This window comes from Thauera sp. SDU_THAU2 (assembly GCF_038260575.1).
Lineage (GTDB): Bacteria > Pseudomonadota > Gammaproteobacteria > Burkholderiales > Rhodocyclaceae > Thauera.
Map to the genome: position 1 here is coordinate 3,128,938 of NZ_JBBWUN010000003.1, position 22,443 is coordinate 3,151,380.

23 protein-coding genes and 1 pseudogene are annotated in these 22,443 nt (G+C 68.0%); 8 read left to right on the forward strand and 16 right to left on the reverse strand.

Translation table 11 applies throughout. The features are described from left to right. Window positions 1-35 precede the first annotated feature (35 nt). The 7 genes from AAFL97_RS16295 to AAFL97_RS16325 form a co-directional block, all read right to left on the reverse strand. A complete protein-coding gene (locus AAFL97_RS16295; RefSeq protein ID WP_341645802.1) occupies window positions 36-1,304 on the reverse strand; it encodes a 1-acyl-sn-glycerol-3-phosphate acyltransferase in 1,269 nt (422 codons plus the stop codon). After that, entirely contained in the window at window positions 1,301-1,915 is a 615-nt protein-coding gene (locus AAFL97_RS16300) for an MFS transporter (RefSeq protein ID WP_341645803.1), read from the reverse strand. Before AAFL97_RS16300 ends, AAFL97_RS16295 begins: the two co-directional genes overlap by 4 nt. Beyond that, entirely contained in the window at window positions 1,912-3,180 is a 1,269-nt protein-coding gene (locus AAFL97_RS16305; RefSeq protein WP_341645804.1) for an amidohydrolase family protein, read from the reverse strand. The genes AAFL97_RS16300 and AAFL97_RS16305 overlap by 4 nt, the downstream gene beginning before the upstream one ends. Further along, window positions 3,180-3,620 carry a hypothetical protein gene (locus AAFL97_RS16310; protein WP_341645805.1) on the reverse strand — a complete coding sequence of 147 codons (441 nt, stop codon included), beginning with the start codon at window positions 3,618-3,620 and terminating at the stop codon, window positions 3,180-3,182. The genes AAFL97_RS16305 and AAFL97_RS16310 overlap by 1 nt, the downstream gene beginning before the upstream one ends. Continuing rightward, window positions 3,556-5,334, reverse strand: coding sequence for an AMP-binding protein (locus tag AAFL97_RS16315; protein ID WP_341645806.1), 1,779 nt, complete (start codon window positions 5,332-5,334; stop codon window positions 3,556-3,558). The genes AAFL97_RS16310 and AAFL97_RS16315 overlap by 65 nt, the downstream gene beginning before the upstream one ends. Before the next feature lie 68 nt (window positions 5,335-5,402). Continuing rightward, window positions 5,403-6,164: a helix-turn-helix domain-containing protein gene (locus AAFL97_RS16320; protein WP_341645807.1), complete on the reverse strand. Its 762-nt coding sequence runs from the start codon at window positions 6,162-6,164 to the stop codon at window positions 5,403-5,405. Between the two features lie 225 nt (window positions 6,165-6,389). Beyond that, on the reverse strand, window positions 6,390-7,172 hold the full coding sequence (locus AAFL97_RS16325) for a helix-turn-helix transcriptional regulator (protein WP_341645808.1): 783 nt from the start codon (window positions 7,170-7,172) through the stop codon (window positions 6,390-6,392). Between the two features lie 85 nt (window positions 7,173-7,257). On the opposite strand from AAFL97_RS16325, the gene AAFL97_RS16330 reads away from it, so the two are divergent. Beyond that, a complete protein-coding gene (locus tag AAFL97_RS16330; RefSeq protein WP_341645809.1) occupies window positions 7,258-8,025 on the forward strand; it encodes a class I SAM-dependent methyltransferase in 768 nt (255 codons plus the stop codon). Window positions 8,026-8,060: 35 nt separating this feature from the next. Here the strand turns inward: AAFL97_RS16330 and AAFL97_RS16335 are convergent, their stop codons facing one another. Both AAFL97_RS16335 and purB read right to left on the reverse strand, forming a co-directional pair. After that, window positions 8,061-8,378 (reverse strand): DUF2322 family protein, encoded by a 318-nt coding sequence (locus AAFL97_RS16335; protein ID WP_263461720.1) that lies wholly within the window; start codon window positions 8,376-8,378, stop codon window positions 8,061-8,063. Between the two features lie 101 nt (window positions 8,379-8,479). After that, on the reverse strand, window positions 8,480-9,856 hold the full coding sequence (purB, locus tag AAFL97_RS16340; RefSeq protein WP_341645810.1) for an adenylosuccinate lyase: 1,377 nt from the start codon (window positions 9,854-9,856) through the stop codon (window positions 8,480-8,482). An 84-nt stretch (window positions 9,857-9,940) separates the two neighbouring features. Between purB and apaG the strand changes: the two genes are divergently transcribed. Beyond that, entirely contained in the window at window positions 9,941-10,336 is a 396-nt protein-coding gene (apaG, locus tag AAFL97_RS16345) for a Co2+/Mg2+ efflux protein ApaG (protein ID WP_341645811.1), read from the forward strand. Window positions 10,337-10,525: 189 nt separating this feature from the next. Here apaG and pqqE read toward each other — a convergent pair whose 3' ends face one another. From pqqE to pqqA, 5 genes are read right to left on the reverse strand one after another with little or no spacing between them, the layout of a single operon-like run. Then, window positions 10,526-11,692: a pyrroloquinoline quinone biosynthesis protein PqqE gene (pqqE, locus tag AAFL97_RS16350; RefSeq protein WP_341645812.1), complete on the reverse strand. Its 1,167-nt coding sequence runs from the start codon at window positions 11,690-11,692 to the stop codon at window positions 10,526-10,528. Further along, complete coding sequence (pqqD, locus tag AAFL97_RS16355; RefSeq protein WP_341645813.1) at window positions 11,689-12,000, reverse strand: pyrroloquinoline quinone biosynthesis peptide chaperone PqqD; 312 nt, start codon at window positions 11,998-12,000, stop codon at window positions 11,689-11,691. Before pqqD ends, pqqE begins: the two co-directional genes overlap by 4 nt. Further along, the gene (gene pqqC, locus AAFL97_RS16360) at window positions 11,997-12,767 is read right to left on the reverse strand and encodes a pyrroloquinoline-quinone synthase PqqC (protein WP_341645814.1); all 771 of its coding nucleotides are present in this window, start codon (window positions 12,765-12,767) and stop codon (window positions 11,997-11,999) included. The genes pqqD and pqqC overlap by 4 nt, the downstream gene beginning before the upstream one ends. Window positions 12,768-12,813: 46 nt before the next feature. Continuing rightward, a complete protein-coding gene (pqqB, locus tag AAFL97_RS16365; RefSeq protein WP_341645815.1) occupies window positions 12,814-13,728 on the reverse strand; it encodes a pyrroloquinoline quinone biosynthesis protein PqqB in 915 nt (304 codons plus the stop codon). Between the two features lie 58 nt (window positions 13,729-13,786). Further along, window positions 13,787-13,861 carry a pyrroloquinoline quinone precursor peptide PqqA gene (pqqA, locus tag AAFL97_RS16370; protein WP_068636095.1) on the reverse strand — a complete coding sequence of 25 codons (75 nt, stop codon included), beginning with the start codon at window positions 13,859-13,861 and terminating at the stop codon, window positions 13,787-13,789. 197 nt (window positions 13,862-14,058) lie between these two features. On the opposite strand from pqqA, the gene pip reads away from it, so the two are divergent. Both pip and AAFL97_RS16380 read left to right on the forward strand, forming a co-directional pair. Beyond that, the gene (pip, locus tag AAFL97_RS16375; protein ID WP_341645816.1) at window positions 14,059-15,024 is read left to right on the forward strand and encodes a prolyl aminopeptidase; all 966 of its coding nucleotides are present in this window, start codon (window positions 14,059-14,061) and stop codon (window positions 15,022-15,024) included. Window positions 15,025-15,071: 47 nt separating this feature from the next. Further along, window positions 15,072-15,635 carry an NUDIX hydrolase gene (locus AAFL97_RS16380; RefSeq protein WP_341645817.1) on the forward strand — a complete coding sequence of 188 codons (564 nt, stop codon included), beginning with the start codon at window positions 15,072-15,074 and terminating at the stop codon, window positions 15,633-15,635. 199 nt (window positions 15,636-15,834) lie between these two features. On the opposite strand, the pseudogene argJ reads toward AAFL97_RS16380, so the two are convergent. Continuing rightward, window positions 15,835-17,072 (reverse strand): annotated as a pseudogene (gene argJ / locus AAFL97_RS16385) (bifunctional glutamate N-acetyltransferase/amino-acid acetyltransferase ArgJ). Window positions 17,073-17,495: 423 nt separating this feature from the next. On the opposite strand from argJ, the gene AAFL97_RS16390 reads away from it, so the two are divergent. The 4 genes from AAFL97_RS16390 to AAFL97_RS16405 are packed head-to-tail and all read left to right on the forward strand — an operon-like array spanning window position 17,496 to window position 20,992. Then, the gene (locus AAFL97_RS16390; RefSeq protein WP_341645818.1) at window positions 17,496-19,271 is read left to right on the forward strand and encodes a hypothetical protein; all 1,776 of its coding nucleotides are present in this window, start codon (window positions 17,496-17,498) and stop codon (window positions 19,269-19,271) included. 51 nt (window positions 19,272-19,322) lie between these two features. Further along, window positions 19,323-19,700 carry a hypothetical protein gene (locus AAFL97_RS16395; RefSeq protein WP_341645819.1) on the forward strand — a complete coding sequence of 126 codons (378 nt, stop codon included), beginning with the start codon at window positions 19,323-19,325 and terminating at the stop codon, window positions 19,698-19,700. 9 nt (window positions 19,701-19,709) lie between these two features. After that, window positions 19,710-20,408 carry a C39 family peptidase gene (locus AAFL97_RS16400; protein WP_341645820.1) on the forward strand — a complete coding sequence of 233 codons (699 nt, stop codon included), beginning with the start codon at window positions 19,710-19,712 and terminating at the stop codon, window positions 20,406-20,408. Window positions 20,409-20,425: 17 nt separating this feature from the next. Beyond that, window positions 20,426-20,992 carry a hypothetical protein gene (locus AAFL97_RS16405; RefSeq protein ID WP_341645821.1) on the forward strand — a complete coding sequence of 189 codons (567 nt, stop codon included), beginning with the start codon at window positions 20,426-20,428 and terminating at the stop codon, window positions 20,990-20,992. A 90-nt stretch (window positions 20,993-21,082) separates the two neighbouring features. On the opposite strand, the gene AAFL97_RS16410 is transcribed toward AAFL97_RS16405, so the two are convergent. After that, a complete protein-coding gene (locus AAFL97_RS16410; RefSeq protein WP_341645822.1) occupies window positions 21,083-22,396 on the reverse strand; it encodes an acetate kinase in 1,314 nt (437 codons plus the stop codon). Window positions 22,397-22,443: the final 47 nt, after the last annotated feature.

A 22,443-nucleotide genomic window follows, 5' to 3' on the forward strand; every position in this document is an offset into this window, starting at 1 on the left:
GCCAGTTCATCAGCCCCCTCAGTCGGCCCGCCACCTCAAGCCCGATCGCCGCGCAGGGCCGCCACCCGCCGGTACAAGGCTTCGGGCGAAACCTCGGCGGCTTCGATCGGCGCATCCGCCACCAGCTCGATGCGGCTGAAGGCGCCACGGCGGAAAGGCCGCGTCATCGCCGCGCCGCCCTTGCGGCTGAAGAAGCTGCCCCACAGCCCGCGCAAGGCCATCGGCACCACCGGCACCGGCGTGCGGGCGACGATGCGCGCGATGCCGGGGCGGAAAGGCGACATCTCGCCGTCGGCGGTGATCTTCCCTTCCGGAAACAGGCCCACCAGTTCACCGGCTTCCAGCGCCCGCGCCACTTCGTCGAAGGCGCGCTCCATCATCGCCCGGTCTTCGCTGGCCGGCGCGATCGGGATCGCGCGGCTGGTGCGGAAAATGAAGGACAGGATCGGCCAGCGGAAGATGCGATGATCCATGACGAAGCGGATCGGCCGCCGGCAGGCCGCCATGATGATCAGCGCATCGACGAAGCTGACGTGGTTGGCGACGATGACCGCGCCGCCCTTCTCCGGCACCTGCTCGATGCCCTCGACGCGCAGCCGGTACACCGTATGCACCAGCAGCCAGACGATGAAGCGCAGCAGGAACTCCGGCACCAGGGTGTAGATGTAGATCGCCACCGCGGCATTGAGCAGCGCCGTCACCAGGAACAGCTGCGGCACGCTGGCACCGGCCGCCAGCAACCCTGCGCCCAGGCCTGCCGCCGCGACCATGAACAGCGAATTGAGGATGTTGTTGGCGGCGATGATGCGCGAACGGTGCGAGGGCGCGGAGCGGCTCTGCACCAGCGCGTACAGCGGCACGATGTAGAAGCCACCGCACAGCGACAGCATCACCAGATCGAACAGGATGCGCCACACCACCGGCTCGGCCAGCAGTTCGGCGAGCGGACGCATCGCCGCGCCGGCCTCCAGCCCCGCGCTCGCCCACCACAGATCCAGGCCGAACAGGGTCAGGCCGATCGAACCGAAAGGCACCAGGCCGATCTCGACCTGCTTGCCCGACAGCCGCTCGCACAGCAGCGAGCCGAGTGCGATGCCGAGCGAGAACACCGCCAGCAGCAAGGTGACCGCCTTTTCGTCGCCGCCCAGCACGGTGGCGGCGAAACCGGGAAACTGCGACAGGAACATCGCGCCGTAGAACCAGAACCACGAGATGCCGAGGATGGACAGGAACACCGTGCGCTCGTCGGCGGCGAAGCGGATCATCTGCCAGGTCTGGCGGACCGGGCTCCAGGCTATCTTCATCTGCGGATCGACCGCTGCCGCAGGGGAATCGCACGGCTGCCCAGGTAGCCCAGCACCGCCACCGCCAGCGTGCCGGCCGACACCCAGGCCGCGCCGTTCGGCGCCTCGATCAGCAGGCCGCCGGCGATGGTGCCGAGCAGGATCGCCAGGAAAGTGCCCGATTCCACCAGCGCATTGCCGCCCACCAGTTCGGTTTCGTCCAGCATCTGCGGCAGGATGGCGTACTTCACCGGGCCGAAGATCGCCGACTGCGTGCCCATCAGGAACAGCGTCGCCAACAGCAGCGGCAGCGACATCAGCGCGAAGCCGAGCGCGGCGAGCAGCATCAGGCCGATTTCCAGCAGCTTGGTCCAGCGGATCAGCCGGCTCTTCTCGAACTTGTCGGCGAATTGCCCGGCAATCGCGGAAAACAGCAGGAAAGGCAGGATGAACAGCCCCGCCGCCAGATTCACCAGCACGCCGGGCGACAGTTCGGTGAGCCGGGCAGCCTGGAAAGTGATCAGCACCACCAGCGCATTCTTGTAGAAATTGTCGTTGAAGGCGCCGAGGAACTGGGTCAGGAAGAAAGGCAGGAAGCGGCGCTGCTCCATCAGCTTGAACTGGCTGCTCATACAGGATTCCGGTCGAAGAAACGGCGGGTTTCGAACACTGCTGCCGAAAAACGGCTGCCCTTGCTGTGCAGCAGGCGCTTCAGCACGAAACTGAACAGCAGCGGATTGTGCTCGCGAATCGTTTCGAGCAAGGGTACGGCGTCCTCGTCCAACATGTCCTCGCGCGCCAGCGCGGCAGGCGAGATCAGCGGCAGGATGCCGGGCAGCGGGTAGTCGGTGCCGTACAGCAGGCGCGGATGCCAGTCCTCGCGCTCGATCAGCACACGCAGGCGTCCGGGCTCACGATTACGCAGCACGACGGCGGAGATGTCGCCGAACAGCAGGCTCCGCCAGGCCGGTTCCGCCATCAAACGCTCGAACAATGCAAAGCTCGGCACACGCGGGCCGTTCTCACCCTGGTCCAGATCGACATCCTCGCCCACCGTCGCGCAATGCGCCATCACCACCCGCACCCCCAGGTCCAGCGCGCGGCGCAGGCGCAGCGGATTGCCCCATTCCGGCCGGCCGACGCCATGCACCGCCTTTTCCTCGCCCACGTGGGTGATCAGCGGCAGCCCCAGCCGCGCCAGCGTCCGGTAGACACGGTCGCAGGCCGGATCGGCGGGGTCGATGCCCATCGCCGGCGGCAGCCACTTCACCGCACGGGCACCCTGCGCCGCCGCCTGCTGCAAGGCGTCCCCGGCATCGGCGCGGTAGGGATGCACCGAGCACACCCATTCGAAACGCTCCGGCATCGCCTGCGCCAGCTTGCGGGCATAGGCGTCCGGCACGTAGAGCGCGCTGCGCTCGGGCATCGGCGTGCCGTCGGCGGCATGGGCGCGGTCGAAGGCGAACAGCATGCTCTTGTAGCCGGGCGCCATGCCGTCGCTCAGGTTCAGCAGGCGCTCGACATAGCTGTCGTCCACCCGGCCCGGCGCCTGATGCACGCAGCCGGCATTGAGGTAGAACAGGCGCTGCAGGTATTGCAGCGGGTTCAGCGGGCTCAGCATGTCCGGCGACATCTCGATGCCGTGGCCGCCATCGCCGGTGCCGGCCAGATGCACATGGCAGTCCCACACCTGTGCCGGGTCCAGCCCTTGCCATGCAGCCGCCACCAGCGGATGTTCGGCCCATTCCGGCGGCAATGCCGCAAGGCAGGGATTCAGCAGCCGGGACTGGGCCAGCCTGGCAGCCACGCCGCCCCCCACGGCCAGCACACCGGCAGCCAGGCCTGCGCGCAGCCAGCGTCGGCGCGCGGGTGAAGCAATGTTCGAAGCAGGTTTCATCACACGGCCTCCGCCTGTTTCTTCAGGGTGACGTAGTCGATCTTGCCGGTGCCAAGCAGCGGCAGCGAATCCACCGGCACGATGATGCGCGGCACCGCCAGCTCGGCCATACCGGCTTTCTGCGCCGCGGCGGCGAGCGCCTCGCGGCCCAGCGCCGGGTCGGTGCTGAACAGCACCAGCGCCTCGCCGCGCGCGGCGTCGGCACGGCTGCTGGCGGCATGCTGGGCGCCGGGCGAAGCCAGCGCAGCGATCTTTTCCACCACTTCCAGGCTGACCATCTCGCCGGCAAGCTTGGCGAAACGCTTGACCCGGCCGACGATGCGCACGAAGCCTTCGTCGTCGATCTCCACCACGTCGCCGGTCTCATACCAGCCTTCACCCAGTTCCGACACCGGCGGCTGCAGCAGACCCGGCGCCTCGGCGCGCAGGTAGCCGCTCATCAGGTTCGGCCCCTGCACGTGCAGCATGCCGCGCCGGCCGTCGAGATCGTCGATGCCCGCCACCGGCACCAGCTTCGCATGCAGGCCGGGCAGGATGCTGGCCGACGGTGCCGCGGCGGAAGGCCATCGGCGTATTCACCGCGATCACCGGCGCGGTCTCGGTGGCGCCATAGCCTTCGAAGATACGGATGCCGAACTTGTCGAACCAGGCCTCCCGCACCGGCTCGGCCAGCTTCTCGGCGCCGGCGATGACGTAGCGCAGGCGATGGAAATCGTAGGGGTGGGCGTGCTTCGCATAGTTGCCGAGAAAGGTCGAGGTGCCCAGCAGCGCGGTGCAGCCCCGATCGTAGGCCAGTTCCGGAATCACCCGGTAGTGCAGCGGGCTCGGGTACAGGAACACCCGCGCACCGCACAGCACCGGCAGCAGGCCGCCGGCCGTCAGGCCGAAGGAGTGGAACAGCGGCAGCGCATCCAGGATCCTGTCATCCACCGAGAAATCGACCACCGCGCGGATCTGGGCGATGTTGGCGAGCAGCGCGCGGTGCGACAGCACCACACCCTTGGGCCTGCCTTCGGAGCCGGAGGTGAACAGGATCACCGCCGGATCCTCGGCATCGCCGATGTGGCTGGCCAGGCGCGGGAAGCGCGCACCCCACAGCACCAGCCACAACTTGTCGGCCAGCGACATGCCTGCACGCAGGTCTTCCAGGTAGAGCACGCGCACGCCTTGCAGCGCCGCCAGCTTGTCGCCCAGCCTGGCCTGGTCGACGAAGGCGCGGGCGGTCAGCACGGTGCGGATGCCGGCGGCGGTGCAGGCGGCCTGCATGCCATCCACGCCGGCGGTGTAGTTCAGCATCGCCGGCACGCGGCGCTGCGCGCTCAGGCCGAACACCAGCGCCAGCGTGGGCGCGAGATTGGGCAGCAACACGCCGACGTTCTCGCCCGTTCCGGTATGGCGCGACACCAGCCGGCCCAGGCCGAGCGCCATGCGCAGCACTTCGCCGTAGCTGTATTCCTGCTGCTTGACGTCTTCCACCACCGGCCGGCGGACGCCGTGAATGGCGCTGGCGTCGAGCAGCGCCTCGAACAAGGTCTGGCGCGGCCGGCTGGCGAAGATCATCTGCTGCATCACCCTGCGCATTGCCTCGCCCGCCTTGCGCCGGCGTTCGCGTGCGGTCGGCGCCGACGGCATGTCGATGTGCGTGGTGGGCTGCACATACAGGCTGATCTGCGGCAACAGGCGGCGCGGGTAACGTCCGCCCAGGCGCGAGAAATAGGTACGCGCAGCACCGTCGATGCGCACCGGCAACAAGGTGGCACCGGTACGGGCGGCGACGAAGGCGGGGCCGTCGTAGGTCTTCATCAGGCTGCCGGTGGTGGTGATGCGCCCTTCCGGGAAGATCGCCACCGGGCGGCCGGATTCGATCAGGCGCACCACCTGCCTCATCGCCATCGGGCTGCCCGGATCGACTTTCAGGTGATCGACCAGTGCCAGCAGCAGGCGGAAGAAGGGATGCTCGGCGATCCGGGTATTGACGACGAACACCGGGTCGTAGGGCAGGAACAGCGCGAGCAGCAGGCCGTCGAGAAAGGACTCGTGGTTGGCGATGACCAGCAATCGCGACGGCTGCGCAGGCAGGCGGCCTTCGACGCGGACGCGGAACAGCAGACGTGCGGCGGCGCGCAGCACGGTCTTGAGCAGGGAGCAGAACATGATGTCGGATCCCGGATGACGGAACGGGGAGAACGGGCAGGGACGACGGGAGTCAGGCAGGAAACGCCTCAACCGGCATCCGGCCAGGCGACGTCGTCGCGCTTGAGGTCGCGGAATGCCGACATCAGCCAGGAGCGCATCGCGATCACCAGGGTGTAGGGGCGCCGCCGGGCGGGCGGCAGCTTCTGGTCGGCGACGTGCTGGCGGGAAAAATCCTCGCCGATGCGCATCAGCCGCTCGCGGAAGCCTTCGGCCACGCCGACATCGAGCTGGCCATGGACCACGCTCAGCATCTCGGCTTCGCCGTCGAAGCCACCGGCGAAATACTCGTCCAGCACTTCGCTGCGGAAATAACTCATGACCGGGCCGTGCGGACGCCAGCGAAAGCCTTTCGCCACGCGCAGGCGATAGCGGTTGAGCGGCCGCAGCTCGATGATGCCGAGGCGGTCCAGCCGCAGCAGATGGGCAGTGCATTCGGCCGCGTCGATGCGGTAGGTGGCGACGATCTGCTCGGCGCTCCACTGGCTCATGCAGCAGGTCGCCACCAGCAGCAGGCGCCGATCGGCCACCACCGCCTGTTCCTGTTCCAGCGTCAGTTCGGCAAGCAGCGGCTGGCGCTCCGCCACGCGGCGGGCGAGATCGGCAAAGTCCAGCCGCAGCACGCGGCAGATCTCATCGACGCGCGACAAAGGCATGTCGCCGCCCCGGGCGAACATCCGCTTGATACTGGATTCGGCCAGGCCGATGCGCTCGGCCAGTTCGGCATAGGTGATGCGGGCCTCGCGCAGTTCAGCTTTCAGCGCGGCGACGAGATCGGCGGAAGTGCTCATGGCGTAGAAATTCGGGAAGTGATGACAGGGTTCGCAGCATAGTCCTGAACACACTTTCCATCTTCACCTTGATAAAAAGTACCGCATGGAGATGCTTTCGAGTGCGCTGCACAGCACACCTTGCTGAACCGGCCGTGCTTTCGGCTCCGAACCTTCGGGCCTCCCACGGCCCTTTCCGTACGCCTGGCTCAGGCGCGGCTGTCGCCGCTGATGCCAGGCGCTTCTTCAGGCAGGGGCAAGGCAAGGCGTCAGGCAGCTCAGCTTCACCTCCGGATGCGACGCGAGCAGGAAGCTCGCCTGGAAGAACTTCAGCTTCCCCCGCACCGGATGCGAGAACAGCCGCTCCCCACCTTCGCGGTTGAGCACGTCCTGGCATTGCCACCAGTGCGCGAACTCGGTACTGAGCCCGGACAGCCGCTCGACCAGCGCCTGCATGCGTGCATCCGTCGGACGCCGATTGAAATCGGCGCGGAATTCGGCGACCAGGCGGCGGACGCGCTCGGCCCGGTCGACCAGCAAGCCTCGCGCCGCATCCGCCAGCAGCACGTATTCGAGCAGGTTGCGCGACGACGCGCCTTCATCCAGCCAGCCGACGAACAATTCGGCCGCAGGCTCGTTCCAGGCGATCGCAGTGAAGCTGCCGTCGAGCAGATAGGCAGGTGCCGAGAACCGGGAAGGCATCGCCAGCAACTCGGCCGGCAGTTCCTCGGCCTCGTCCTGGCTTCGCACCGGATCGCGCTTGCCGGCCAGATCGAACAGCGAGGCCCGTTCGGCCGGCGCCAGCGCCAGTGCCTCTGCCAGGCGGCACAGCGCCGGCACCGAGGCACTGACCTGCCTGCCCTGCTCCAGCCAGGTGATCCAGGTCACGCCCAGGCCGGCGGCTTCCGCCAGTTCCTCCCGCCGCAGGCCCGGCGTGCGCCGCCGTCCGCCGGTCTTCGGCGGCGGCAGGCGCTCGCGATGAGCGCGAATGAAGGCACCGAGCAGGCGGCGCGAATCAGATTCGATCATGGCGGAATTTATACCAGGATAACCAGGCTCCTTGTACCCGTAGTTTGCCTGCGTGAGACTGCGTTTCCGTCCCCTGGAGCCGAACATGGATACCGCCAGCCACAACTCCGTCGTCCTCAAGCAATACGAACCCCGCGCAGCCGCCTACGTGAACAGCGCCGTGCATGCCGCAGGCGAAGATCTCGAACGGCTCGCCGCCGTGGTCGGCAGCCGGCCGGATGCAGTCGCGCTCGATCTCGGCTGTGGCGGCGGGCATGTCTCGTACCGGCTTGCGCCGCTGGTCGGCAAGGTCGTCGCCTGCGACCTGTCAGAAGCGATGCTTGCCGCGGTGCGCGAAGAAGCCCGCGTACGCGGACTCGGCAACCTGGAAACCCGCCAGGCCAGCGCCGATGCGCTCCCCTTCGACGATGCTGCGTTCGACCTCGTGGCGACACGCTTCAGCGCCCATCATTGGCACGCCTTCGACGGCGGCCTGGCCGAAATGCAGCGCGTCCTCGAGTCCGGCGGCACGGCCGTCTTCATGGACGTGGTGTCGCCCGGCAGCTTCCTGCTCGACACCTGGCTGCAAAGCCTCGAACTGCTGCGCGACCCTTCCCACGTGCGCAACGCCTCGACCGCCGAATGGCTGGCGGCACTGGCGCGCGCGGACTTCGCCATCGAGGAATGCCGGACCTTCCGCCTGCGCCTCGCCTTTCCCACCTGGGTCGCGCGCATGAACACGCCGGCACCGCACGTCGCCGCGATCCGCTCGCTGCAGGATCGGGCTGCGCCTGCCGTGAAGGAATACTTCGAGATCGAGGAAGACGGCAGTTTCACCGTGGATACCGCCTTCTTCCTCGCCCGGAAAGCCTGAGCACGCCCTCGCCCGCAGGCGAGGGCCACAGGCGATCAGACGGCGAACACCTGCTTCACGCGCAGGGTCTCGCCCCGCTCCATCAGCCCGATCAGGCGGTCGATGTTGGGATGCTTGCCGGGACTGGTACGGGCGTCCTCGGTGTGCTCGGCGTAGAGCTCCAGGCCTTTCTTCGCCGCTTCGGGGGTGATCGCGCCGTAGAGCTGGGCGAGGTGGTTGTAGACCACCAGCGAGCCCGCCTGGCCCGGCTTGTTCTCGATGGTGGCGACCGTGCTGTCGGCAGCGTCGATCAGGTTCAGGGCGGAAAGATGCGACACGCCGGGCATCGCTTTCAGGTTGTCGGCAAAAGCCATGTGCTTGCTCCTCGATCAAGGCAAAACGCCACCCTCGGGTGGCGTTCGTTTTCATTGCCGGGACAAAGCCGGCAGACAGCCGGCCACTGTCCTGCGGCTGCTCAGATGCGGCGCGCCAGTTCGGCGGCCTTGCCGACGTAGCTGGCCGGCGTCATGACCAGCAGGCGCTCGCGCTCTTCGGCGGGAATCGCCAGCGTGCGGATGAAGTCCTGCAGCGCTTCGCGGGTGATGCCCTTGCCGCGCGTCATCGCCTTCAACTGCTCGTAGGGGTTCTCGATGCCGAAGCGGCGCATCACCGTCTGCACCGGCTCGGCCAGCACTTCCCAGCATTCGTCGAGGTCGGTCGCGAGGCGGGCCGGGTCGGCTTCGAGCTTGCCCAGGCCGCGCAGGCAGCTGTCCAGCGCCAGCACGGTGTGGCCGAAGCCGACGCCCATGTTGCGCAGCACGGTGGAGTCGGTCAGGTCGCGCTGCATGCGCGAGATCGGCAGTTTCTCGGAGAAGTGCTTCAGCACCGCGTTGGCGATGCCGAAGTTGCCTTCGGCGTTCTCGAAGTCGATCGGGTTGACCTTGTGCGGCATCGTCGACGAACCGACTTCGCCTTCCTTCAGCTTCTGCTTGAAGTAGCCGAGCGAGATGTACATCCAGATGTCGCGGCAGGCGTCGATCAGCATCGTGTTGGCGCGGGCAACGGCGTCGAACAGCTCGGCCATGGCGTCGTGCGGTTCGATCTGGATGGTGTATTCGTTGAAGGCGAGGCCGAGCGACTCGATGAAGCGGCGGTTGAAGCCTTCCCAGTCGAAGGCCGGCCAGGCGGACAGGTGGGCGTTGTAGTTGCCCACCGCGCCGTTGAACTTGGCGCACATCGCCACGCCGGCGATCGCCGCGCGGGCGCGCATCAGGCGCGCGGCGATGTTGGCCATTTCCTTGCCCAGCGTGGTCGGGCTGGCGGGCTGGCCGTGGGTGCGCGACAGCATCGGCAGATCGGCCAGCGCATGGGCCAGTTCGCGGAAGCGGGCGATGACGGCATCGAGCGCCGGCAGCAGCACCCGGTCGCGGCCTTCGGCCAGCATCAGCGCGTGCGAAGTGTTGTTGATGTCTTCCGAGGTGCAGGCGAAGTGGATGAATTCCGACACCTTCATCAGCTCGGCGTTGTGGCCGAGGCGCTTCTTCAGCCAGTACTCCATCGCCTTGACGTCGTGGTTGGTGGTGGCCTCGATCGCCTTCACCGCTTCGCCGTCCGCGGTCGAGAAGGCGGCGACAACACCGTCCAGTTCAACAATCGTGGCCGGCGAGAAGGGCGCGATCTCCGCCAGTGCCGGCTCGGCGGCCAGCGCCTTCAGCCATTCGACCTCCACCCTCACGCGATTGCGGATCAGGCCGTGTTCGGAGAAGTGCTCGCGCAGGCCCGCGACCTTGCCGTGGTAGCGGCCATCGAGCGGAGACAGGGCGGTGAGCGGGGACGGTACGGCTTGGGACATGGCGGCGGTTCCGGGCAAAAGTGCTATTTTACCGCTTCGCCCCGGCGAAACAGAGCACAACAAGACCAAGGAGAGGCCGAGACCGTGAACACACCAGACACCCCAGCGCCCCCCTATCGCATCGAGATATCGGCCAGGGCCGAATACATCGCCGCGCAATCCCGCCCGGACGAAGGGCATTACGTGTTCGCCTACCACATCAGCCTGCGCAACACCGGCAGCCTGCCCGCGCAGTTGATCAGCCGGCACTGGATCATCACCGACGGCAACAGCAAGGTGCAGGACGTGCGCGGCAAGGGCGTGGTCGGCGAGCAGCCGCTGCTGGCGCCCGGCGAGAGCTTCGGCTACACCAGCGGCTGTGTGCTGGAAACGCCGGTCGGCACGATGCACGGCAGCTACCAGATGGTGGCAGGCGACGGCCATCGCTTCGATGCGGCGATTCCGCCCTTCATGCTGGCGATGCCGCATGTGCTGCATTGAAGCCATGACACCTTACCGACGACCCGGCCATTGCAGGAGCGGCCTGGCCCGGGGTGCCTGGCCGCGAACGGGGCTGCGCTGTGCTTCCACGGCTGCTTTCGCGGCCAGGCGCCCCCGGCTGAGGCGCCCCTACGGATACGGCACGTACAGCGTCGGACCGAATCGGTCGAAGACGGCATCGGCGGCGGCTCAGGCGCCCGCCGCACTCTTTTCTACCGCCCCGAGCTCCCGCGAGCGGCGCGGATCGCGGAAGATCAGCGGCTTCGCACCGCCCTTCCAACCCGGATCGCTGGCCCGTTCCACCACCTGCACGACCTTGCCGTGGTGAGGTGACTTGTCGCAGACCGGATCGGCCGCGGCCGGATCGCCGGCCAGCATGTAGGCCTGGCAGCGGCAGCCGCCTCTATCCTTTTCCTTGTCGGGACAACTTCGGCACGGCTCCTTCATCCAGGCATCGCCGCGATAGCGGTTGAAGCCTTCCGAGCCGTACCAGATCGACTTCACGTCCATGTCGCGGACGTTGGGAAAATCCAGCCCGGGCAGCATGCGCGCGGTATGGCAGGGCAAGGCCGTGCCGTCCGGCGTCACCGTCAGGAAGACTTCGCCCCAGCCGTTCATGCACTTCTTGGGCCGCGTCTCGTAGTAGTCGGGCACGACGAAGAAGATGCGGATGCGGTCGCCGAGGCGCTGCCGGCAGTCGTTGACGATACGCTCGGCGCGCTCGAGCTGGGCGCGCGAGGGCATCAACTGGTCGCGGTTGAGCAGCGCCCAGGAGTAGTACTGGCTGTTGGCGAGCTCCAGGTATTCGGCGCCGAGCTCGACCGCCATATCGATGATGTTCTCGACGTAGTCGATGTTCAGGCGGTGGATCACGCAGTTCATCACCATCGGCCAGCCGTTGGCCTTGATCAGGCCGGCAACGCGCTGCTTGAGGTCGAAAGTGCGGGTGTGCGAGAGGAAATCGTTGAGTTCGCGGGTCGAGTCCTGGAAGGACAACTGGATGTGGTCCAGTCCGGCTTCGCGCAGCGCCTGGGCGCGCCTGGCATCGAGGCCGACGCCCGAAGTCAGCAGGTTGGTGTAGAAGCCGAGGCGGTGCGCTTCCGCCACCAGGATTTCGAGATCGTCGCGCATCAGCGGCTCGCCGCCGGAAAAGCCGCACTGCACGCTGCCGGCGGCGCGCGCTTCGCGCAGCACCCTCAGCCAGCCCTCGGTGGCCAGCTCGCCGTCGTGGCGGGCGAAATCGACCGGGTTGTAGCAGAAAGCGCAATGCAGCGGGCAGCGATAGGTCAGCTCGGCCAGCAGCCACAGCGGCGGGCCGGGCGTGGCAACCGGCGTAGCTGGCAGCGGCGCGTTCATGGCCGGCCTGCCCCGGCTTCGAGCCACTGCTGCTGGCGCGCCATGTCGATGAAGGCACCGACGTCGGCGCTCAGGTCGCTGGCACCGAAGCTCTGCTCCAGCTCGCCGACGATGGTTTCCAGCGTGCGCGTGCCGTCGCAGCGCCGCAGGATCTCGCCGGCGCTCCGGTTGAGCCTGACCATGCCTTCCGGGTAGAGCAGCACCCAGGACTGCTGCGCTTCTTCCCACTGCAGGCGGAAACGGCGCGACACCTTCGGGCAGGCGCCGGCGAGCGGCGCGGCAGCTTCCGCGATGTTTTCCCGGTTCATGCCTTCGCCCCCCGGATCTCGATCTCGCACTGGTCGAGCATGATCGCGTCGGCCAGCGCCCACAGCACGTCGAGCTTGAACTGAAGGATTTCCAGCGCGCGCTGCTGCAAGGCGCGGCTGCGGCTGAAGTGCCCGAGCGTGAAGCGCAGGCCGTGGTCGACGTCGCGCCGGGCCTGGGTGAGGCGCTTGCGGAAATACTGCAGCCCCGCCGGATCGACCCAGGGATAGACCTGCGGCCAGGTGTCGATGCGCTGCTGGTGGATGTGCGGCGCGAACAGCTCGGTGAGGCTGGACGCGACCGCTTCCTCCCAGGGCTGCCGGCGGGCGAAATTGACGTAGGCATCGACCGCGAAGCGCGCCGCCGGCGCCACCAGGCGCAGCGAGGTGACATCCTCCCTCGTCAGCCCGACCGCTTCGCCGAGCCGGATCCAGGCTTCGATGCCACCGGGGTCGTCGGCGCCGCAGCCGTCATGGTCGAGGATGCGCTGGATCCACTCGCGGCGGATCTCGCGCTCCGGGCAGTTGGCGAGAATGGCGGCGTCCTTCAGCGGGATCGACACCTGGTAGTAGAAGCGGTTGGCGACCCAGCCGCGAAGCTGCGCCGGCGTCAGCCGCCCTTCGGCCATCATCACGTGGAAGGGATGATGGATGTGGTAACGCGTGCTCTTGCCGCGCAGCCGCGCTTCGAATTCCTCGCGCGACAGCGGCGCCTCCCCGCCATCGACGGCAGGGGCGGCAGGCGGCGGGGCAATCAGTTCAGCTTCCATCGGTCGCTCCCATCGGGCAATCCTCGGCAGGCTGCAGCACAGCCGCTCAGAGTTCGATCACCATGCCGTCCCAGGCGACTTCCACGCCGCGTGCATCCAGCTCGGCACGCTCGGGACTGTCCTCGTCCAGGATCGGATTGGTATTGTTGATGTGAATCAGGATCTTGCGGGTGGCGGCCGGCAGTTGCTCCAGCCACTCCAGCATGCCGCCGGGGCCGCTCTGCGGCAGGTGCCCCATCGAGCGTGAGGTCTTGCCGGAAGCGCCGAGGCGGATCATCTCGTCGTCGGTCCACAAGGTGCCATCGACCAGCACGCAGTCGGCGGCCTGCATCGCCGCCCAGACATCCGGCGTCATCTCGCCTAGGCCGGGCGCGTAGAACAGGCGGCGGCCACTGTCCGTACAATTCAGCGTGACGCCGATGTTGTCGCCCGGCTGCGGCCGGTCGCGCCGCGGCGAATACGGCGGCGCATTGCTGCTGATCGGCAGCGCGGCGAAACCGATGCCCGGCACTCTGGGAATGGTGAAGCCGCCCTGCAGCGGAATCTCGTGCAGGTCCAGCCCGCAGTAATGGCCGAGCACGCCGAACAGCGGGTTGCCGGTGCTCAGGTCCTCGCGCACCGGCGCGGTACACCACAGCACCTGCGGCTGGCGGTGCTCGCGCAGCATCAGCAGGCCGGTGGTATGGTCGATCTGCGCATCGATCAGCACGATGGCGCGGATCGCGGTGTCGCGCAGCGAACGTGCCGGCTGCAGCTCCGGCGTCTCGCGCAACTGCTGCAGGATGTCGGGCGAGGCATTGAACAGCACCCAGTTCTCGCCGTCGCCGCTCGCCGCGATCGACGACTGGGTGCGGGCACGGGCACGCACGCTGCCGCGGCGCAGGCCGTCGCAGTTGCGGCAGTTGCAGTTCCACTGCGGGAATCCGCCGCCGGCGGCCGAGCCGAGAACACGTACTTTCACCTGCAGCCCTCCATCCCTGCCTGGCCGGGAGCTGCCGCGCAGCTCCCGGGCGACGGCATCAGCGGTTCGCGATGTACATGGTGATTTCGAAGCCGAAACGCATGTCGGTGGCAGTCGGGGTTTCCCATTTCATGGTGTGTCTCCTGTCGTGGTCGGGGGTTTGCCGGTTCGCCCGGCGCGGTGCGGGACGAAGCGTCCGGAGCACGGTGCATAGCCTGCGCCTGCCCGCGATCGCGGGCATCGGCAAAGCCCTGAAGCCGGCCTCAAGATTTTCATGAAGCTGCTGTGCCGCCGGCGCGGGCCTCGCCGTGCAGCAGTAGCATGACCGCCATGAACGACAGTCCTGCCCCCGACGAAGTCCGCTCCGGAGCCTCTTTCGCCGACCACTCGCAGCCCTGGCAGCAGGGCATGCTGGAGGTCGGCGACGGCCACGCGATCTGGTTCGGGCAATACGGCAACCCGGACGGTGCGCCGCTGCTGTTCCTGCACGGCGGCCCGGGCAGCGGCTGCAGCCCGCGCCATCCCGCCCTGTTCGACGCCAAGCGCTTCCGCATCGTGATGTTCGACCAGCGCGGCTGCGGCCGCAGCACGCCGCGCGGCGCGCTGGCCGCCAATACCACGGCCGACCTGGTGGCCGACATCGAGCGCCTGCGCCGCCATCTCGGCATCGAGCGCTGGCTGGTCAGCGGCGGCTCATGGGGTTCGACGCTGGCAATGGCCTGGAGCGCACAGCATCGCGTCGCCTGCCTCGGCGCCGTACTGCGCGGCATCTTCCTCGCCCGCCGCAGCGACATCGACTGGTTCTTCGACGGCGCGGCCGCGCTGCAGCCGACGGCGCATGCCCGGCTCGCCGCCTGCGTGCCGGGCAATGGGCGGCTGGCGGAACGGACCTGCGACGCGGTGCTCGGGAACGACCATGACCTGGCGCTGGACGTCGTCCGCCACTGGATGCAATGGGAAGACAGTCTCACCCGCGGCCGGCCGACGCCGCTGCCGCAACTCGACGAGGCAAGCGCCACACGCATGCTGGACAAGTACCGGATGCAGGCCCACTACCTCCGCCACGACTGCTTCCTGGCCGAGGGCGAATGGCGGCGGCAGACGGCCGCGCTCGCCGGCCTGCCGATCGTCCTGCTGCACGGCCGCCGGGATGCGGTCTGCCGCCCGGAAGGCGCGCTCGCGCTGCACCGGCACCTGCCCGGCAGCCGACTGGCGTGGGTGGACAACGCAGGGCACGATCCTTTCGAACCGGCGATGCGAGCGGCCCTGCGCGATGCCTGCGCGAGCTTCGGATGAATCGCTGCCGCCGCCAGGCACGGGCGGAACCGGCATAATCGGATGCCTTGCGGCCGGAAGCCCGAGCCATCGTTTCCACGCCGGCCGAGCACTGGAATACCGCCTGTTTGCCGGCCTCATCCCGGGAGCATGCCATGCCGGAAAGAACCTCCCCTTCACATCCCGCCGAGCCGCCGCCCCGGCCGATCGCAGCGACCATCGCCGCGGTGTTTCTCGACGGCCGCATACTCCTGGTGCGGCGAGCCAATCCGCCCGATGCCGGACGCTGGGGTTTCCCGGGCGGCAAGATCGACGCCGGAGAGACGATCGAGAATGCGGCGGTCCGCGAACTGCTCGAAGAAACCGGCGTTCACGCCGAAGCGCATCGGGTCTTCACCGCGGTCGATGTCTTCGACCGCGATGGCGACGGCGGGCTGCGCCGGCACTTCATCCTGATTGCAGTGCTGTGCAAGTGGCGGTCGGGCCAGCCGATCGCCGGAGACGACGCACTCGAAGCAAGGTGGTTCGAGCTCGACGAGCTGGATGAATCAGGACTCGCGCTCAGCCTCGATGTCGCGCGAGTGGCACGCCAGGCAGCAGTCGTTTTCGAGCAGGAAATCGCACGGGAGTAGGTGCCAATGCCCTCGGCATCGTCGACGCCGGTGCTGCCGGGACCGCCAAGGAAATCGTCGCGCGGCTCACGCTGCGAGCCGCAGCCGGCAGCGTGAGTCGGGCCGCGAAGACAGCGCCGCAGGCGAAACCCGCCTCATCGAGGCAGGCCAGCGCGATCGATGGATTCCGCTTTGCTGGCTCTGCGCGGCCCCCGCCCACTCAGGAGCGGTAATCCGCGTTGATCCTGACGTAGTCGTACGAGAAGTCGCAGGTCCACACCGTCGCGGCAGCCTGGCCGCGGGCGAGGTCGATGCGCACCGTCAGTTCGGCGTGCTCCATGATGCGCGCGCCCGCCTCTTCGACATAGGACGCCGCCCGGCCGCCGTGCTCGGCGACCAGCACGGCTTCGTCCGGATTGCCGAGCCACACGCGCAGCTTCGACACCTCCAGGTCGTCGATGCCGGCATAGCCGATCGCGGCCAGGATGCGGCCGAGGTTGGGATCGAGGCAAAGAAGGCCGTCTTCACCAGCGGCGAATGCGCCACCGCATAGCCGACCTTGCGGCACTCGTCGCGATCCCTGCCGCCTTCGACCGCGACCGTCATGAACTTGGTCGCGCCCTCGCCGTCGCGCACGATGGCCTGCGCCAGCGCGATCGACACCTCGACCACCGCATCGCGCAGCGCCTGGTAGTCGGCGCCGCCGGCGGCGGTGATTTCGGCGTTGCCGGCCCGGCCGGTGGCGATCAGGATGAAGGAATCGTTGGTCGAGGTGTCGCCGTCGACCGTGATGCTGTTGAAGGACAGATCGGCCGCTTCCCGGACCAGCGCATCGAGCACCGGCTGCGCGACGGCGGCATCGCAGGCGAGGAAGCCGAGCATCGTCGCCATGTTCGGCCGGATCATGCCGGCGCCCTTGCTGATGCCGGTCAGCGTCACGGTGCTGCCGCCGACCTGCACCTGCTTCGACACCGCCTTGGCCAGCGTGTCGGTGGTCATGATCGCGTGCGCGGCATCGAACCAGCCGTCGGTCCGCAGATCGGCGAGCGCGCGCGGCAGGGCGGCGATCAGCCGGTCGACCGGCAGCGGTTCCAGGATCACGCCGGTCGAGAACGGCAGCACCTGCCCGGCAGCGATGTCCATTTCCTTCGCCAGCGCCGCGCAGGTACTGCGCGCCGCGGCCAGGCCGGGCTCGCCGGTACCGGCATTGGCGTTGCCGGTGTTGATCACCATCGCCCGGATCGCCCCGGATGGCAGATGTTCATGGCACACCTGCACCGGGGCCGCGCAGAAGCGGTTGCGGGTGAACACGCCCGCCGCGCGGCTGCCTTCGGCGAGTTCGATCACGGTCAGGTCGCGGCGGGCGGCCTTGCGGATGCCGGCTTCGGCAACACCCAGACGGACGCCGGCAACCGGCAGCAGATCGACGGGATTCGGAGTATTCAGATTGACGGCCACGCGAGGCTCCTTGCAGGCTTGCCGGGCAGAGGTGCCCGACGCGAAATAAGGTCGAATGATAGCGGATCAGCCCTTCATCGACGCTGTCGCAGCCTGGCACGCAGGCCCAGGACGATATCCCTGGCGTGTATCGCCAGCGTTACAGCAACGGACTCCGGCCCTTTCGCCCCTTTCAAGGCCGCAAGCCGCGCCACGACCCGCGTTCCGGCGGTCGGACCATGCGGCACCGTCCGGCACCGCTGTACAGAAAATGGACAATCGGCCCCTCCCGCAGGCCTCCCGCCTGCACCGCCCGTTCGCCGAAACAACTCCGTACATCTCGCATCCAGCCACTTTGGCATGCCTGGCACAGCGTTTGCTGACACCACTCTGCAGGGGTTCTGCATCATGCACGGGCCCTGCCGACAACCAGTGGAGGACGCCATGAAACACAGTCTGCTCGCAAGTGCGATCGCTCTCGCATTCGGTCTTTCCTCGCCAGCCATGGCGAACCCCACCAACAACCTGGCGCAACACGACGGCGACGTGCAGCAGAACGCCGAAGCACATTCGAACCAGAGCGGCGGCAGCGGCGCACTCGCCAACGAGTACTCGAGTGCCACATGGTCGACCGACAACAGCAACAATTCGGACAACAGCAACAACTCCGACAACCGGGTCAAGAACGTCTCGATCAGCAATTCGGACAGCAGGGACCAGTCGGACAACCGGGTCAGGAACACCTCGATCGACAAGTCCGACAACAGCACGACCTCCATCTCGAAGAGCAGCAGCAGGAGCACCAACATCAACAGAAGCGACACTGCCGCCAAGGCGATGGCCAACGCAGCCGGCTCGGCCGCGGCGGGCATCGGCAATGCGACGTCGAATCTGGCCGACTCCTTCAACAAGACCTCGGTCGTGGCGCTGTCCAAGCTCGATGGCGCGGTGACCCGGATCAGCGTGCATGGCCTCGGCAATAGCGCCGGCAACTTCGGCAGCGCCAATGGCGGCAGTGGCGGCAAGGCTTATGGCGGCGACGGCGGCGCAGGCCTCGGCGGCAATGCCAGGGGCGCGGCCGGCGGCGACGGCGGCAAGGCCTTCGGTGGCAACGGCGGCAGCGGCGCCAGCGGCGGCAATGCCTATGGCGGCGGGTCCATCGGCGGCGATGCCGGCTCCGTATCCGCCGGCGGCAGGGGTAGCGGCGGCGACGCCGGCAACGGCGCGGCCATCGCCGGCGGCGGCGGCAAGGGCGTCGGCGGCGATGCCGGAAGCGGCGGCGCCCGTGGTGCAAACGGCGGTGACGGCGGCGGCGCCCGGGGCGCGCTGGCGGGCGGCGGCGGCGACGCACAGTCGAACGGCGGCAGCGCCAAGGCGTACGACAGCGCCAGCGGCGGCGAAGCCTTCGGCGCCGGCGGCAGTGCCAGGGGCGGCAGCTCGGCAGGCGGCAGCGGCGCGAGCGGAGGCAGCGCCGATGGCGCCGGCAGCTTCGCCAAGGCCGGTTCGGCCACAGCTGCGGCGAATGGCCGCGGCCACGATGCGGCCAATGCCTCGAACAGCGCCAGCGCCGCGGGTGGAGCAGGCGGTTCGGGCGGAAGTGCCACTTCGTCTGGCGGCATGACCGGAGCCGTCTCGGTGGCCGGCGGCGAAGGCAGCGGCACGGGCGGCGCGGGTACGTCCGGCGGTGCCAGCGCAGCGGCCGGCAACAGCGCGGCCAATGGCGGCCAGGCCGGTTCGGCCACCAACACCGCCGGCTACGGCGGCAATGGCGGCACGGCGACCAGCGGCGCGGCGAGCGCCGGTTCGGCCAGCGGCGGCGCCGGCGGTACGGCAGCCGGCGGCACGGCGACTGCGGGTAGCGGCAGTGCCGGCGACTCCACCAGCACCGCGTCGAGCGGCGATTCGAGCGGCGGCGCGGCCACGGCCGGCGCGGGCGGTGCAGGCGGCTCCGGCCAGGGTGGCCAGGGCGGTGCCGGCGGTGCCGGTGGTGCGGCCTATGCCGGTGCGGGCACCGGCGGCTCGGGCATGGGCGGCAGCGGCGGCGCCGGCGGCGCGGGCGGCTCCGTGGCGGTCAATGCCGGGACTTTCGACATGTCCAACACCATCGCGGGCAGCGCCCTCGCCAACTCTGCGGGCATCACCGTCGCAGCCCAGAACACGGGCATCGGTGCGCTGGTGCAGCAGAGCGTCAATGTGCAGGCGAACATGACGCTCCGGTAAGCGAGAGAGGGATTGGCGGCGGCATCGCCGCCAATCCCTGCTGCACACTTCATGGAGGGGCAGCATCATGCAATCCGCTTTCCAAATGATGGTTGCGCTGAGCGTCGCACTGGTGTTTTCCTGCACGGAGTCCAGCAATGCACACGCCGGCGAGCCGCAGCAGGCCTCGTCACGCCCGTATCCGGCTTCGGACGCATCATCGATGCCGAAGTGCTGGAAACCCAGCGCGGCGGCAGCGACCTGCATCTGAGTGAAATCCATGCTGCCGGTTCGGTCAGCGAAGTCCAGGCGTACGACCTCGTCACCGGCCACAACATCGTCTCCGACAATGCACTCGCGGGCGCGGCCGGATTGCCGATGGTGATCCAGAACTCCGGCAACGGCGTACTGATCCAGAACGCCGTGATCCTCAACGTCCAGGTGCAGTGAGGCTCCGCCATGTTCACCGGCTCGCTGCGCAATGTGCTCGTGCCCTGCGCCGTGCTGGTGGTTCTGCTCGGCAGCACCTCGGGCCATGCCGAACGCCTGCAGATGACGGCGCCGCTGGGCGGGACGCTTTCGGTCCCCACCGTGAGCATGAAGGGCAGCCGCTTTCTCGCGACGCTTCGCCAGCAATACGATTTCAGTTGCGGCTCGGCGGCCGTTGCCACGCTGCTGACGCATCACTACGACTGGGAGGTCGATGAATCGTCCGTCTTCCAGATCATGTTCGAGCACGGCGACCAGGAGAAGATCCGCCACGACGGCTTCTCGATGCTGGACATGAAGCGCTATCTCGACAGCCGCGGCTTCGAGACCAACGGCGTCGAGGCGAGCCTGGACGAGCTCGCCGGCGTGGGCATTCCCGCGATTGCCCTGATCAACGAAAACGGCTACGCCCACTTCGTCGTCATCAAGGGCGTGCGCGACGGCGACGTCCTGCTCGGCGACCCGGCGATGGGTACGCGCGTGGTCGCACGCACCGACTTCGAGCGCCACTGGACCAACGGCATCCTGCTGGTCGTGACCAGTCACATGGAGTTGGCGCGCTTCAACCACGCAGACGACTGGAGCGTCCGGCCGCACGCTCCGGTGCGCTCCCATCAGGACAACATCGTGCGGCACAGCCTGACCCGGCCCAGCATGGTGGATTTCTGAGCGACGGAGCACACACCATGCCCAGCCGGCCCCTCCACCACACACGAACGCCCCTGCTGGCCATGATCGCTGCCGGCCTGTGCGCGTACGCGGCGAGCCTGCCCGCCAGCGGAGCGGATTTCGCCACAACGGGGTCCGCGGCGCGGCAGGACCGGCTGGATCATCTGCTGGCCGCGGCGACGATCGCCGACGCCCGCCTCGATACCCTGCGCGGCGGCTTCGAAACCCCCGGCGGCCTGCAGATGCGTTTCGGCATCGAACGCGTCGTGCTGATCAACGGCGTCCTGCACAGCACCACGAGCCTGCGCCTGGACGGCCCGAATCCGGCCGGCGGCCAGCCCGCCGCCGGCATCCCCTTGTCGCCCGGCAGCGCTCTGGCACTGATACAGAGCGGGCCGAACAACATTTCACACCTTCTGCCGGCCAACTCGCTGGCCACGATCGTCCAGAATTCGCTCGACAACCAGAAACTGCAGACCATCACGACGATCAGTGCAACGGTCAATAGCCTGGAAGTCATGCAGGGCGTGCGCATGGAGCAGGCGATGCAGGAAGCCGTGACGCGCGCGGCGCAGATGCGCTGATTTCGCCGTTCCAGGCCGACCGGACGAGGCCTGCCCTGCCGGCGCACGGGCCGGCTCATGCCCGATGAGCCGGCCCGTTCCGCTTGCGGCCTACAGCGAGAAAGGCATGCGCAGCGTCATCTGCACGTCGGGCGTGTCGCGTGTGACGCCGACGCCGAGCGACAGGTTGACGGTCCGCATCGAATCGAGCTTGTAGGAATACCCCAGCAGCAGCGTGCCGAGCTGGACGCGCACGCCTTCGGCGCGCTGGCCGTCGGCATACCTGGCGTCGGTCTTGCCGACCGACAGATGGTCGTAGCCGATGCTGAACGACGAACGTTCGTTCAGCGCCAGCCCCATGCCGAAGTTGAAGCCGAGCACGCCGCCGGGCTTGATCGAGGAGTAGGCATAATCGGCCGGATCGACATCGCCGACCAGGTTCGGCGTCACGTTCTTGCGCTTGAAACTGTACTGGTAGCTGATCCCGCCGAAGAACACGGCCGGGTCGGACGGAATGAGCACGGTCAGCCCGGGTGTCAGCGAGTAGAAGCCGGAACCGGTCGGCAGATCGCGTTGCATGCCCGTCCTCGCGCCGGTATTCGGGTCGGACGGGTCGACCGTCAGGCTGGTCGGCACCTCGAAGGGATCCTTGCCGGTGCGGGCCTTGAAGCGCAGCGACGCGATGTAATACGGCGAATCGCTGCCGCCGTCGTTGAGCTGGTAGCGGCCGATCAGTTCGACGTCGCCGATCCCCCGCCCTTTCTGGTCGGAATAGAACTCGCGCACCCGTTCGGGATCCAGGATCTCCCGCCCGCGCGTATTGTCGTAGCGGTAAACATATGGAATACGCGCCTCGAGCTCGAAACGGTTGGTGATGCCCCGGCGCACCGAAAGCGTCGCCGTGAAGGAGTTCGATTTGACGTTGCGCACGTCGATCAAGCCGATCAGGATCGCCGGAATGATCGTGTAGCCGACCAGGGCGATCCTGTCGCTGGACGAGTACGAGTACTGCAGCGAGGGCTCGACGATCCATTTTCCGGGCGGTGTCAGCACTCCGGGCTGCTCGAAGATGGGCGCGACCTCCGGCGGCCGCTCGGGCGCCTCCGGCGCTTGTCCGACAGGCTCCACCGGCGCTGCATCGGCCTGGGCGACGGCAATCGGCGCCGCCCGGGCAGGTGCCCCCTCCTGCCCTCGACCTCGCTGCCGCAGATCGACTTCCCGGCGCAGGGCCTTGAGTGCCGCCTCCTGCCTGGCCAGCTCGCGCTTCAGGGTCTCGATCTGCTGGAGCTGGGCTTCGAAGCGCTCGGCGATGCTGCCGACGTCCTCTTCCGCATCCTCGGCAAGCACCGGCTGCCCCAGCACGGCGACGAACACGCCGAGAAGTGGACGGGCAAATCTGCTTCGGTACGACTGTGTCTTCTTCATCGCAGTTGCTCCCAGTAAAACTACTGCGTCGAGACCTCCGCCCACGG